The sequence below is a fragment of the Exiguobacterium sp. s39 genome, from assembly GCF_018618925.1.
Classification (GTDB): domain Bacteria; phylum Bacillota; class Bacilli; order Exiguobacteriales; family Exiguobacteriaceae; genus Exiguobacterium_A; species Exiguobacterium_A abrahamii.
The window spans coordinates 1,274,041-1,286,794 of sequence record NZ_JACSNA010000001.1 but is presented as its reverse complement, the minus strand read 5'-3'; the positions used below and the strand labels follow the sequence as shown (position 1 = coordinate 1,286,794).

Annotated in this window: 14 protein-coding genes; all 14 read left to right on the top strand. The window is 46.7% G+C overall.

Features of this window, described 5'->3' with window-relative positions; all coding sequences use genetic code 11:
• Positions 1-9: 9 nt before the first annotated feature.
• The 14 genes from flhA (at position 10) to KNQ11_RS06780 (ending at position 12,750) form a co-directional block, all read left to right on the top strand.
• Positions 10-2,034, top strand: a complete 2,025-nt coding sequence (gene flhA / locus KNQ11_RS06845; protein ID WP_214770707.1) for a flagellar biosynthesis protein FlhA — start codon at positions 10-12, stop codon at positions 2,032-2,034.
• 3 nt (positions 2,035-2,037) lie between these two features.
• A complete protein-coding gene (locus KNQ11_RS06840; RefSeq protein ID WP_214770692.1) occupies positions 2,038-3,081 on the top strand; it encodes a flagellar biosynthesis protein FlhF in 1,044 nt (347 codons plus the stop codon).
• Positions 3,078-3,932, top strand: coding sequence for a MinD/ParA family protein (locus KNQ11_RS06835; protein ID WP_050677468.1), 855 nt, complete (start codon positions 3,078-3,080; stop codon positions 3,930-3,932). Before KNQ11_RS06840 ends, KNQ11_RS06835 begins: the two co-directional genes overlap by 4 nt.
• A 21-nt stretch (positions 3,933-3,953) precedes the next feature.
• Positions 3,954-5,969: a chemotaxis protein CheA gene (locus KNQ11_RS06830; protein WP_214770689.1), complete on the top strand. Its 2,016-nt coding sequence runs from the start codon at positions 3,954-3,956 to the stop codon at positions 5,967-5,969.
• An 11-nt stretch (positions 5,970-5,980) separates the two neighbouring features.
• Positions 5,981-6,409, top strand: coding sequence for a chemotaxis protein CheW (locus KNQ11_RS06825; RefSeq protein ID WP_029342054.1), 429 nt, complete (start codon positions 5,981-5,983; stop codon positions 6,407-6,409).
• A complete protein-coding gene (locus KNQ11_RS06820) occupies positions 6,402-7,010 on the top strand; it encodes a chemotaxis protein CheC (RefSeq protein WP_029342053.1) in 609 nt (202 codons plus the stop codon). Before KNQ11_RS06825 ends, KNQ11_RS06820 begins: the two co-directional genes overlap by 8 nt.
• Positions 7,003-7,485 carry a chemotaxis protein CheD gene (locus KNQ11_RS06815; RefSeq protein ID WP_214770686.1) on the top strand — a complete coding sequence of 161 codons (483 nt, stop codon included), beginning with the start codon at positions 7,003-7,005 and terminating at the stop codon, positions 7,483-7,485. Before KNQ11_RS06820 ends, KNQ11_RS06815 begins: the two co-directional genes overlap by 8 nt.
• A gap of 13 nt (positions 7,486-7,498) precedes the next feature.
• On the top strand, positions 7,499-8,272 hold the full coding sequence (locus KNQ11_RS06810) for a FliA/WhiG family RNA polymerase sigma factor (RefSeq protein ID WP_047393832.1): 774 nt from the start codon (positions 7,499-7,501) through the stop codon (positions 8,270-8,272).
• An 11-nt stretch (positions 8,273-8,283) separates the two neighbouring features.
• Positions 8,284-8,712, top strand: coding sequence for a hypothetical protein (locus tag KNQ11_RS06805; RefSeq protein ID WP_214770683.1), 429 nt, complete (start codon positions 8,284-8,286; stop codon positions 8,710-8,712).
• 129 nt (positions 8,713-8,841) lie between these two features.
• A complete protein-coding gene (gene rpsB / locus KNQ11_RS06800) occupies positions 8,842-9,576 on the top strand; it encodes a 30S ribosomal protein S2 (protein WP_012370721.1) in 735 nt (244 codons plus the stop codon).
• A gap of 82 nt (positions 9,577-9,658) precedes the next feature.
• A complete protein-coding gene (gene tsf, locus KNQ11_RS06795) occupies positions 9,659-10,540 on the top strand; it encodes a translation elongation factor Ts (protein ID WP_023468693.1) in 882 nt (293 codons plus the stop codon).
• A gap of 111 nt (positions 10,541-10,651) precedes the next feature.
• Entirely contained in the window at positions 10,652-11,371 is a 720-nt protein-coding gene (pyrH, locus tag KNQ11_RS06790) for a UMP kinase (RefSeq protein ID WP_029342047.1), read from the top strand.
• Between the two features lies 1 nt (position 11,372).
• Entirely contained in the window at positions 11,373-11,930 is a 558-nt protein-coding gene (frr, locus tag KNQ11_RS06785) for a ribosome recycling factor (protein WP_058704863.1), read from the top strand.
• 79 nt (positions 11,931-12,009) lie between these two features.
• On the top strand, positions 12,010-12,750 hold the full coding sequence (locus KNQ11_RS06780; protein ID WP_214770681.1) for an undecaprenyl pyrophosphate synthase: 741 nt from the start codon (positions 12,010-12,012) through the stop codon (positions 12,748-12,750).
• Positions 12,751-12,754: the final 4 nt, after the last annotated feature.

Here is a 12,754-nt window from a genome sequence, read left to right as displayed (position 1 = left end):
TGAAGCATCATGAGTATATCAACACGAGATTTAACGGTTCTGCTAGGCGTCATCATGATCGTCTTCATGCTCGTCATCCCACTGCCCGCTATCATGCTCGATTTTTTAATCATCATCAATATCTTAATTGCTTTGATGGTATTACTCGTTGCGATGAATGCCAAAGAGGCACTTGAGTTTTCTGTATTTCCAACGCTGTTGCTGATCGTCACTCTATTTCGTCTGGCGCTTAACGTCTCGACGACACGGGCGATCCTATCAAACGGAAACGGTGGCGAAGTCATTGAAGCATTTGGTGATTTTGTCGTCGGCGGAAATGCGCTCGTCGGTTTCGTCGTCTTCTTGATACTCGTCTTGATCCAGTTTCTCGTCATCACGAAAGGTTCGGAACGAGTCTCGGAAGTGTCGGCACGTTTTACGCTTGACGCGATGCCCGGAAAACAGATGGCAATCGACGCCGACCTGAACTCCGGCATGATTGACGAAGTGCAAGCCCGGACCCGCCGCCAAAAAATTCAATCGGAAGCAGACTTTTATGGGGCGATGGACGGGGCCTCGAAGTTCGTTAAAGGAGATGCGATCGCTGGTATCATCATCGTCATCATTAACTTGATCTTCGGAATGATCATCGGTGTCGTTCAGCAAGGCTTACCGATGGCGGAGTCAGTCAAATTGTATACGTTGTTAACAGTTGGGGACGGTCTCGTCAGTCAGATTCCAGCACTTTTGATTTCGGTTGCGACCGGGATCATCGTCACGCGCTCGACATCCGACGGAAACCTTGGTGAGGATGTCATCGGTCAATTGACACGGACGCCATTACTTGTCGGAATCGCGGCTGGAGCAATCTTCTTACTCGGACTATTCACAGCGATTCCCGATTACGTCACGATGCCGATTGCAGCGTTATTTGGCTTCTTCGCTTGGCGAATGAAGCAGACGACGAAGACGATGCAAGAAGAGGTCGCTGTTGAGGAAGCGCCGAGCGAAAACTTGCGTTCGAGTGAATCGGTCATTTCCTTACTGAATGTCGATACGATTGAATTTGAATTCGGTTACGGTTTGATTCCACTCGCTGATGAAGCGCAAGGTGGCGATTTACTCGATCGTGTCGTCATGATTCGTCGGCAGCTAGCACTCGAACTTGGTTTTGTCCTACCGACCGTTCGGATTCGTGATCATCTGCAGTTATCACCGAACCATTATCGAATCAAGATTCGCGGAAGTGAGATGGCAAGTGGTGAACTGTTACTCGATCATTATTTAGCGATGAGCCCGGGTGTCGATGATCCAGAAATTCGAGGGATCGATACGGTTGAACCAGCATTCGGTATGCCGGCACTCTGGATTGATGAACAGACACGCAGTCGAGCAGAGATGTCAGGGTATACGGTTGTTGATCCACCATCCGTCGTTGCGACACATTTAACGGAGCTCTTGAAGAAGCATGCCGCTGAATTACTCGGTCGGGAAGAGACGAAACAGTTGGTTGATCATTTGAAGGAATCGCATCCGATTTTGGTCGAGGAAGTAACACCACAACTGTTATCAATCGGGGAACTTCAAAAAGTATTCGTTCAATTATTAAAAGAAAAAGTCTCGATTCGAAATCTACCATTGATTTTCGAAACGCTCGCGGACTATGCAGCTGTGACGAAAGACAGCGAACTACTTGCTGAATATGTCCGTCAATCCTTATCGCGGCAAATTACGGAACAAGTCATGCAAGGAGATGTCTTGCATGTCGTGACGGTCTCGAGTGAGATGGAACTGGATATCCAGTCGGCCATCCAAAAGACGGAGTTCGGAAATTATTTAGCGCTTGATCCCGAAAAAGCGACACGTTTCATCGAGACATTGCAAGAGAGGGCAGCGGAATTCGAACGGTACGGGGCGCATCCGATCATCCTGACTTCTCCAAGTATCCGGATGTTCGTCCGTCAATTGACAGAACGGTATTTTCCAGATATTCCGATTTTGTCTTATAACGAATTAATGCCGACGATTGAAGTTAAGAGTATTGGGGTGATTTAAGCGATGATAGTCAAAAAAGTCACGGCGGATTCCGTTAGCGAAGCCATGGAACGCATCAAACGCGAACTCGGTAACGATGCCATCATATTAAATACTCGGCATATCAAAGTGGGCGGATTCTTTGGCTTATTTGCGAAGAAAAAAGTGGAACTGGTTGCATCGGTGGATGAACATGTGTCGAACGAACCGATCGTCTCGAAGCAAGCAACGAGTCGGAAGGACATTGTGGAAACCATCCAACCGATCCCCGTGCGTCCGACGATCGTTACGGTCGGCGAACGACCATTGCCAAAAGAATTGCGACATTATGCGCCGCTGTTGGCAGAACCAGCGTTACAACAAGTGTCTGAACGATTGCATGAGCGATTACTAACTGCGTACTATCAAACGCAGCAAACGGAGTTAACCGATCTTTTAACTGAAGAAGTAAAAACGGCATTACGTGTAACAACATCGACTGCACGTTATGTCATGTTAACGGGACCAACTGGTGTCGGTAAGACGACGACCATCGCTAAACTCGCTGCACATCATACGCTCATTAAAAATCAACGAGTTGGTCTCATCACAACCGATACATACCGGATCTCAGCGATTGAGCAACTGAAGACATATGCCGACATATTAGGCATTCCGATTCATGTTGCATACGACCTGGAAGATTTTGAACGAGCGAAGCAGGCGCTAGCTTCATGCGATATCGTACTTGTCGATACAGCGGGACGAAATTTCCTTGATGAAGCATATGTAGAGCAATTACGAAGTCGTCATGACTTTGAAGATACGGATGTGTTTTTAGTTCTTAGTTTGACATCGAAATACCGAGATTTATTACAGATCCACGATCGTTTCAGCAAGATTCCCTTATCAGGGATCGTTTTTTCGAAAGCAGATGAAACAAGTGAACTGTGGTCGATGTTTGGGCTTATGACAGAGACGAAGTTACCAATCTATTGCGTGACAACGGGGCAAGAAGTGCCAGAAGACATCACGTTCGCTACGGCGGATGAGTTATCCCGAATGATCGTCGAGAGAGGGATGAGATGATGCGAGAAGATCAAGCACGTGTCTTACGATCAAAAGTGACTGTCAAGGAAACGAAGACGATTGCCATCGTGAGTGGAAAAGGTGGCGTTGGAAAAACGAATGTCGCGGTGAATCTTGGCGTGGCATTATCGTTACAAGAAAAACGAGTACTCTTGATTGATCTTGATATCGGGATGGCGAACATTGGTATTCTATTCGGTAAATCATCGAAGTCATCCTTGATGGAATGCGTCAAACGACGAGAATCACTCCAGCACGCAATCGTTGAACAGTCGCCATCCCTTCATTTCATTCATGGCGGGAGTGGATTTGCAGAACTGACGAATCTGACGAAGGAGGATGTCGTGTTCCTACTGCGGGAGTTCCAATTTTTCTATGAGTATGATTTTGTGTTGCTCGATTTAGGAGCCGGCGCCAACCATCAGACGTTTGATTTTATCAGTAGTGCAGACGAAGCCTGGTTGATCGTCACGCCAGAGCCGACTTCAATCATGGACGGTTATGCGTTCGTCAAACTGGCACACCATCATGCGACGGATCTTCCGATTTCCGTAGTCGTCAATCGGGCGACGAATGGTGGAGAAGCACTTGAAACGTTTGATCGACTGGCGCTCGTCAGCCAACAATTTTTACAAAAACCACTGCGCTTTACCGGTTTTTTGCCGGAAGATCCGACAGTCGTCAAAGCAGTCAAGGCACAGATGCCATTTTACTTGATGGATCGAACGAGTGACGTCAGTTGGCGACTCGATCATATCACGACGTCTCTAACAGGTGTACAAGTCAAAGAACGGAAGTTTTTAGATCGATTGTTACATCGTCTGAAAAAACGAAAAGATCATGTCCGTTAAGATTAAAGGAGGGTATCAGTCATGGACTTAAATGAATATGTGGGGTTGTTCCTCGATGAGTCGATGGAGCATTTACAAGCTATTAACACAAGCTTATTGGTTTTTGAAGAACGATTAGACGATGAAGCGGTCATCGATCAAATTTTCCGTTCTGCCCATACGCTAAAAGGGATGGCAGGAACGATGGGATATGATGCGATCGCTGATTTGACGCATGAGATGGAGAGCGCCCTTGATTTAGTCAGATCAAAGAAACAACCCGCTACAGCTGAATTGATCGATGTCCTATTCGTTGCTGCTGAGCAACTGGAAACGATGGTAGAAGACATCAGTCGCGGTGGAAAAGGGAAACTTGACGTTACGGAAACAGTGAGACGATTACAGCAGTTCATTCGTCCCGAACAAGAAGAGATCATTTCGGTTACGCCATCAACTGCACCATCAACTGCACCATCAACATTCGAATGTGATGTCTATTCGGAAGCGGTCGTCAAACAATCGATTGCGTCCGGTTATCAAGCCTATATCGTCCAAGTCGAACTTTCAGCAGACGTCATCTTAAAAGCGGCACGTGTTTACATGGTCTTTGATCGTTTACAACAGCTCGGAGATGTCATTTTGTCGAATCCGACATCTGATGAACTGGAGCAAGAACATTTTGAGACGTCATTCTCTGTTTTATTCGTGACGCAACAAGAGCAATCGGTCATTCAAGAGGCGGTTGCATCGGTTTCTGAAGTCGCAACAGTAAAGATGGACGTGTTTGAAGCAACACCAGAAGCAGAGGTGGCGACATCCACCCTTCCACAGGAAGTGCCGGTTGCGACATCAGTACCTGCACCAACAGCTTCACCGGAATCACCAGAACAGACAGATCTATCTGTGCCTGTCGCTTCGAAAACGATTCGTGTCAATCTCGAGCGGATTGATCGTTTGATGAATCTGTTCGAAGAGTTCATCATCGACCGCGGACGATTGGAGCGTATTGCAGCAGAAGTCAGCTCACCGGAATTGACAGATACGGTCGAACGGATCAAACGAGGTACGAACGAATTGCAATCACTCGTTTTAACGTTACGAATGATGCCGATCGAACAAGTATTCAACCGATTCCCACGAATGGTGCGTTCCGTTTCGAAGGATGTCGGAAAACATATCAAACTACACATTACGGGTGCTGAGACGGAGCTTGATCGCACAGTCATCGATGAGATTGGTGATCCACTCGTCCACTTGATCCGTAATGCGATCGATCATGGAATTGAAAACAAAGCGGAACGGATTTTAGCGAATAAGCCGGTCGAAGGAAATCTTTCGCTTCGTGCCTACCATTCAGGAAACCGAGTCTTCATCGAGATTGAAGATGATGGAGCAGGTATCAATCACGAACGTGTCACACGGATTGCGATTGAAAAAGGATTGATCACGGAAGAAGAAGCGATGCAATTAACGATCGAGGAGGCTTCGATGCTGTTATTCGCACCTGGTTTCTCGACGGCAGAAGAAGTCACGGACTTGTCTGGTCGTGGTGTTGGTCTCGACGTCGTCAAATCGAAGATCGAATCATTGGGTGGAGAAGTGTTCGTTGAGACACGCCGCGGAGAAGGAACGATTTTCCGTATCAGTTTACCATTGACGCTCTCGATCATCTCAGCCATGCTCGTTGAGCTCGGACAAGAAACGTATGCAATTCCACTGACTGCCATCATCGAGACGACATCTTTACGTAAATCGGCGATCCTGCAAGCGCACCGGGAAAAAGTATTTGATTTCCGTGGACAATTGGTTCCACTTATTTCGCTGAATGAAGTTTACGGATTGCCACAACATGAGGCAGAAGCCTATTCGGTCGTCGTCGTCCGGAGTGGCGAAAAATTAGCAGGGTTGATCGTATCCGAATTGATTGGTCAACAGGAGATCGTCATGAAGCCACTCGGTAGTTATCTAGAAGGCATCCGTGCCATTTCTGGCGCGACGATTCTTGGAGACGGACAAGTCGCATTGATCATTGACAGCAATGCACTATTACGGAAGTGAGGGGAACGAAGATGGAACAAAAATGGGTTGTTTTTCAATTAGAAGATAATGCATACGGTATTGATGTACAGTCTGTTCGTTCAATCGAACGGCTCATCCCAATCACACGGATTCCGAACGCTGCATCCTATGTCAAAGGAGTCATCAATTTGCGAGGTGTCGTCACTCCCGTGATTGACCTGCGTGCCCGCCTTGGATTCGAATTAATGGAAGAAACGGAAGAAACACGCATCATCATCGCCACTTTGGAGCATGGGGACGCTGGATTCATCGTCGACCGGGCAAACGAAGTCGTCGAATCAACGGATGTTCGGATTGAACCGCTCAGTGAACAAAAGCAGGAGGATGCCTCGTATTTGACTGCAGTCGCAAAAGGCGATCAGCAATTGTTTTCGTTGATTGAACCGAATCGCTTATTTGAGGACATCGTTCATGCTTAATCCAAACGAACGGGACATTTTACGGGAAGTCGGCAACATTGGAGCTGGTCACGCAGCGACAGCACTTTCGACCTTACTTGGACAACCGATTGAGATCGAGGTACCTTCCGCTGAACTTGAGGATTTCACGACGATCATCGAGCGAAGTGGAGGAGCGGAAACGTATACCGCTGGTGCATTGTTACGTTTTTCTGGCGATATTCAAGCAACGTTACTTTTTTTGATGCCACTTCGTGATGCAGAGAAGCTCGTGAGCCAATTGATGCAGACGGAATTCCACTTTTTTTCCGATTCTCACGAAATGGGGGTTTCTGCTTGGGAAGAAATTGGGAATATTTTAATAGGAGCATATGCTCGGGCTATCTCCGATTGGCTTGATTTATCGTTACATGTCAGTGTTCCTGCATCAGCGTTTGATATGGTTGGTGCGTTACTTGAAGTAGCCTTACTTGAATCTACGACTCCAGGCAATATGGCTGTCTATATCGACACGCACTTGTCTAGTGCAGGAAACGATTTGACCGGACATTTACTTTTGTTGCCTGAAGCGAACGCCTTTCAGACGGTCTTCGAACGATTGGGTGTGGACTTGAATGGATGAAATCGTACGGATTGGGATTGCGGAGTACGCCATCTGTAAACGCCCCGTCATTTTACGGACGGCGGGTCTTGGATCGTGTGTAGGCGTCGTCATCTATGACCAGGAACGAGGGTTATCGAGTATGGCGCATGTCATGTTGCCTGATTCAGCGATCAGTCGGAATCGGGAGCTTGAAGTCGGAAAGTTCGCGGATACGGCAATTCTAGAGGTAGCCCGCGAATTACGAGCAAGTGGAGCCATCCGATTACGTGCGAAGATTGCGGGAGGGGCTCAGATGTTTCAATTTAAGTATGAACATGAATCAATGCGGATCGGTGAGCGAAACATCGCTGCGGTCAAAGCAATGCTTCAACAAGTCAAAATTCCACTCGTTGCCGAAGATGTTGGCGGCACGAATGGACGAACGATCGAGTTCCACTCACAATCAGGGCGTCTCGTCATCCGGACGGTGAATGTCGGGACGCTGGAAATCTAGAGGAGGAATGGTCATGCGTGAGGAATTACAACAACTTTGGGATCGATGGCTGACCACACGCGATATTGCGGTGGCAGATCTGTTACTTCACAATTATGAACCACTTGTTCAATACCACGTTCAGCGTTTAAGTGCGACGTTGCCTAAAAGTGTCGATCGAGACGAGTTGAAAAGTTTAGGTATGATGGGATTGTACGATGCGCTTCAAAAATTCGATCAAAATCATAATAATAAATTCGACACGTATGCCGCCTTTCGGATTCGAGGAGCTATTTTAGATGGGCTTCGTAAAATCGATTGGTTACCACGTTCCTTACGGGAAAAAGCAAAACGGGTCGAGGCAGCCGTCGAGATCCTTGAACAATCTTTGCAACGGACGCCGACGTTAGACGAAGTCTCTTCCATCGTCGACATGACACCTGACGAGGTCAAGGGTGCTTTAGCAGAAAGCTATTTTGCGAATGTATTATCGATCGATGAAGCAGTCACGCTACAGGATGAGGGGAAGGCGATGACCGTCTCCTATTTAGATCCAGATACTGCTACACCGGAAGATATGTTATTAATGCGGGAGTTGATCGCTAAACTGGCAGAGGAAGTCGAAGGGTTATCCGAAAAAGAACAACTTGTCGTCTCGTTATTCTATTATGAAGAATTGACGCTTACGGAAATTGGTGAAGTCCTCGGGCTCTCGACTTCCCGTATTTCACAAATCCATTCAAAAGCGCTTCGTAAGTTGAAGAATGCGCTCGGAAGTGCCTACTTAGCAGATCGTGTCGCCATGTGAAAGGAAGAATTATGACTGTCGTTTATATTTTATTAGCTGCTTTAGTTTGTTATGCGCTGCTGGTGTTATTTCGCCAGCAGGCAGCGCTCAAAGACCGAATTACACGGTTGGAACGTGAAAAGAATGAGACGGAACAAGTTTTATTACATTTCATGGAGAACGTCAACGCCATGACGGAGACATCCGTAAATGTAGCGAACGAACAGGTTGATCAAGTACCGGATGCGTCTCCACATATGGTGGAGGCGGCTACTTACGAGAAATCGGAAACCGTCGAAATTGAACAATCCATTTCACAAGAACCACCGTTAACGGATGTCAAGCAGGCGCTACGAGAAGGAGCGGATCTTGAGACGCTTGCACGGTCTTTGAATCGGGGGACGGGCGAGGTTGCTTTGATTGCTAAACTTTCTCATCAAACGAAGGTTGCCCCTCGGTAATCTTTATGCTATATTAGTCTACGGTGTTAATTACGCACGCATGTATCGCCAGCTGCGGTGCCTTTAATAGGTTAGCTGGATAGACGATCATCGCGGAGGACATCCAAAACCCAAAAGGAGGAATTCATCATGGCAGTAATCTCGATGAAACAATTGTTAGAAGCTGGTGTACACTTCGGTCACCAAACACGCCGTTGGAACCCAAAAATGGCAAAATACATCTTCACAGAACGGAACGGAATCTACATCATCGACCTTCAAAAAACGGTCAAAAAAGTAGACGAAGCATACAACTTCATCCGTGAAGTAGCGTCAGAAGGCGGAAACGTTCTTTTCGTTGGTACGAAAAAACAAGCTCAAGACACTGTGAAAGAAGAAGCGATCCGTGCAGGTCAATACTTCATCAACGAACGTTGGTTGGGTGGAACTCTCACGAACTTCTCTACAATCAAAAAACGTATCAACCGTTTGAAACAACTCGAAAAAATGGAAGAGAACGGTACATTCGAAGTTCTTCCTAAAAAAGAAGTCATCATTCTTAAAAAAGAAATGACTCGTCTTGAGAAATTCCTCGGCGGTATCAAAGATATGCCAGGCGTTCCGGATGCACTCTTCATCGTTGACCCACGCAAAGAGCGTATCGCGATTGCAGAAGCACACAAACTCAACATCCCAATCGTTGCGATTGTTGATACTAACTGTGATCCAGACGAAATCGACTACGTCATCCCAGCGAACGACGATGCGATCCGTGCAGTCAAATTGCTCACTGGTAAAATGGCTGACGCAATCCTCGAAGTTAAACAAGGCGAAGATAACGTAGCACCTGAAACTACTGAAGAAGTAGTAGCAGACGCTGAGTAATTCGTGATGCCAGGTGATAAAGGGAATCGACCTTTTATCACCTTTTTTTTGAAACTAAGGATGTTATAAGGAGGAATATCGAATGGCTATTACAGCAGCAATGGTTAAAGAACTTCGTGAAAAAACAGGTGCAGGTATGCTCGACTGCAAAAAAGCACTCGTTGAAACTGACGGTGACATGAACGCAGCAGTAGATTTCTTGCGTGAAAAAGGGATCGCTAAAGCAGCAGCAAAAGGCGATCGTATTGCAGCTGAAGGGTTGACTGCAGTTGCAGTTGACGGCAACAAAGCGGCACTCGTCGAAATCAACTCAGAAACAGACTTCGTTGCGAAAAACGAACGTTTCCAAACACTCGTTCAAAACATCGCAGACGCTGTTCTCCGTAACGGTTCTGAGACAGCAGAAGCTGCTCTTGCTTCTGAATACGAAGCAGGTAAAACAATCGACACATACATCTCAGAAGAAGCTTCAACAATCGGAGAGAAAATCTCACTCCGTCGCGTAGCGCTCTTCACAAAAGCAGATGATGCAGTCTTCGGTTCTTACCTCCACATGGGTGGACGCATCGGTTCAGTCGTCGTCATCGAAGGTACGACAGACGAAACAGTTGCAAAAGACGTTGCAATGCACATTGCAGCAGCACGTCCACTTTACGTTGACCGTACTTCTGTCACAGAAGAAGAAAAAGCACGTGAAGAAAAAGTCCTCACTGAGCAAGCATTGAACGAAGGAAAACCAGCTAACATCGTTGAAAAAATGATCGTTGGTCGTATGAACAAGTTCTTCGAGGAAATCTGCCTCGTCGATCAAACGTTCGTCAAGGATCCAGACTTCAAAGTTGGTAAATATGTAGAATCTAAAGGCGGTAAAGTCGTGTCATTCGTACGCTTCGAAGTTGGAGAAGGTATGGAAAAACGCGAAGAGAACTTCGCTGAAGAAGTTATGAACCAACTTAAAAAATAAGAATCGGGATCATCCTGATGACAAGAGAAGGAACACGTATGCTTCAATCCACTTTCGTGTGGAAGTGGTTCGTGTTCCTTTTTTACGGAATTTAGCAAGGGGGACATAGTCATGCAACCGAAATATAACCGGATTGTGTTAAAATTGAGCGGAGAAGCGCTCGCAGGAGATCAAGGGTTTGGGATCAATCCTGTCATCGTCAAATCTATCTCGGAACAGATTCGCGAATTAGTTGAATTGAACGTCGAAGTAGCGGTCGTTGTCGGAGCTGGAAACATTTGGCGTGGCAAAACAGGTGCAGAACTTGGGATGGACCGGGCCAACGCCGATTATATGGGGATGTTAGCGACAGTCATGAACTCGCTTGCGCTTCAAGACAGCTTAGAAGATGTAGGTGTTGAAACACGTGTTCAAACATCAATCGAGATGCGCCAAGTAGCAGAACCGTACATTCGACGCCGTGCGATGCGTCACCTCGAAAAAGGACGCGTCGTCATCTTTGCAGCAGGTACAGGGAACCCGTACTTCTCAACAGATACGACAGCTGCTCTTCGTGCAGCTGAAATTGAAGCAGAGGTCATCTTGATGGCGAAAAACAACGTCGATGGTGTCTACTCAGCTGACCCGAATGTTGATCCAGAAGCGAAGAAATTCGAGACGCTCTCTTACTTGGATGTCTTAAAGGATGGACTTCAAGTCATGGATTCTACAGCAACTTCACTTTGTATGGACAATGACATCCCGCTCATCGTCTTCTCGTTGATGGAAGAAGGTAACATCAAACGTGTCGTCATCGGTGACGAAATCGGGACAATCGTAAGGGGGAAATAATATGTCAAAAGAAATTTTAAAACAAGCCGAAGAACGGATGGAAAAAGCACATCTTTCACTTAAGAAAGAACTTGCGACACTCCGAGCTGGTCGTGCGAACGTTGCGATTTTAGATCCCGTTCAAGTCGAATACTACGGTGCACCGACACCGCTCAATCAAGTAGCGAACGTCAACACACCAGAAGCACGTCTGATCTTGATCACTCCATGGGATAAATCAATGGTCAGCGAGATTGAAAAAGCGATTCAACGTGCTGATCTTGGTCTTGCGCCATCATCTGATGGTACGGTCATCCGTCTTGCGATTCCACCACTAACGGAAGAGCGCCGGAAGGAACTCGTCAAACTCGTCAAGAAGTATACGGAAGAAGGTAAGGTTGCCCTCCGTAACATTCGTCGTGATACGAACGAGCAGTTAAAGAAACAAGAAAAAGATGGTGCATTGACAGAAGATGATTTGCGTGGATACACAGAAGATGTTCAAACGTTGACAGACAAGTTCGTTAAACAACTTGATCAGACAGCAACGGAAAAAGAACAAGAAATCATGGAAGTATGACGCGACGGATCGTCATGGGGGGGACTCTTTGTCACACGAAGAGTCCCTTTCTTCATAATTGAGAGAGGAGGAAGTACGGATGTTTCAATGGTTGAATCAGACGAAAGAAACCGAAACCTATGACCGGGTGCCTGAGCACGTCGCTATCATCATGGATGGAAACGGTAGATGGGCACAAAAACGCGGACTTCCGCGTATCATGGGACATCGCGAAGGCATGAAATCGATTCGTGAAGTCGTTCGGGTTGCAAATGAACTCGGCGTTAAGAGTCTGACATTATACGCCTTCTCGACGGAGAATTGGACGCGTCCGGAAGAAGAAGTGAGTTTTCTCATGAAGCTACCGGCACAATTTTTAGAGTCGGATTTAAAAGAGTTAGACGCGCAAAATGTCAAAGTCGAGGTAGCAGGAGAAGTGTCACGCCTCCCTCATTTCACACGTGAGGCAGTGGAACAAGCGAAACTGGATACGCAACACAATACAGGACTTCGTCTGATTTTCGCTCTGAATTATGGAGGACGCGATGAGCTCGTACAAGTCATGCAAAAACTGGGCGCACAGGTTCAGGCAGGAACATTGTCACCGGAGACGATTACACCGGAGACGATCGAGCGCGAGCTAATGACAGGATCCGTAACCGATGTCGATTTCGTGATTCGAACGAGTGGCGAACAACGGTTATCGAACTTCTTACTTTGGCAAGCGGCGTACGCAGAGTTTTATTTTACAGATGTCTTGTGGCCAGAGTTTCGTCGGGATGCTTTCTTGGCAGCAATTGAAGATTACAATCAACGGACACGCCGATTTGGCGGCGTCTGATTAA

Coding starts and splice junctions, on each gene's coding strand:
- KNQ11_RS06805 (WP_214770683.1), top strand. CDS start 8,284: ATGACTGTCGTTTATATTTTATTAGCTGCTTTAGTTTGTTATGCGCTG.
- flhA (WP_214770707.1), top strand. CDS start 10: ATGAGTATATCAACACGAGATTTAACGGTTCTGCTAGGCGTCATCATG.
- KNQ11_RS06820 (WP_029342053.1), top strand. CDS start 6,402: ATGCTTAATCCAAACGAACGGGACATTTTACGGGAAGTCGGCAACATT.
- frr (WP_058704863.1), top strand. CDS start 11,373: ATGTCAAAAGAAATTTTAAAACAAGCCGAAGAACGGATGGAAAAAGCA.
- tsf (WP_023468693.1), top strand. CDS start 9,659: ATGGCTATTACAGCAGCAATGGTTAAAGAACTTCGTGAAAAAACAGGT.
- KNQ11_RS06815 (WP_214770686.1), top strand. CDS start 7,003: ATGGATGAAATCGTACGGATTGGGATTGCGGAGTACGCCATCTGTAAA.
- KNQ11_RS06840 (WP_214770692.1), top strand. CDS start 2,038: ATGATAGTCAAAAAAGTCACGGCGGATTCCGTTAGCGAAGCCATGGAA.
- KNQ11_RS06830 (WP_214770689.1), top strand. CDS start 3,954: ATGGACTTAAATGAATATGTGGGGTTGTTCCTCGATGAGTCGATGGAG.
- pyrH (WP_029342047.1), top strand. CDS start 10,652: ATGCAACCGAAATATAACCGGATTGTGTTAAAATTGAGCGGAGAAGCG.
- KNQ11_RS06810 (WP_047393832.1), top strand. CDS start 7,499: ATGCGTGAGGAATTACAACAACTTTGGGATCGATGGCTGACCACACGC.
- KNQ11_RS06780 (WP_214770681.1), top strand. CDS start 12,010: ATGTTTCAATGGTTGAATCAGACGAAAGAAACCGAAACCTATGACCGG.
- rpsB (WP_012370721.1), top strand. CDS start 8,842: ATGGCAGTAATCTCGATGAAACAATTGTTAGAAGCTGGTGTACACTTC.
- KNQ11_RS06825 (WP_029342054.1), top strand. CDS start 5,981: ATGGAACAAAAATGGGTTGTTTTTCAATTAGAAGATAATGCATACGGT.
- KNQ11_RS06835 (WP_050677468.1), top strand. CDS start 3,078: ATGATGCGAGAAGATCAAGCACGTGTCTTACGATCAAAAGTGACTGTC.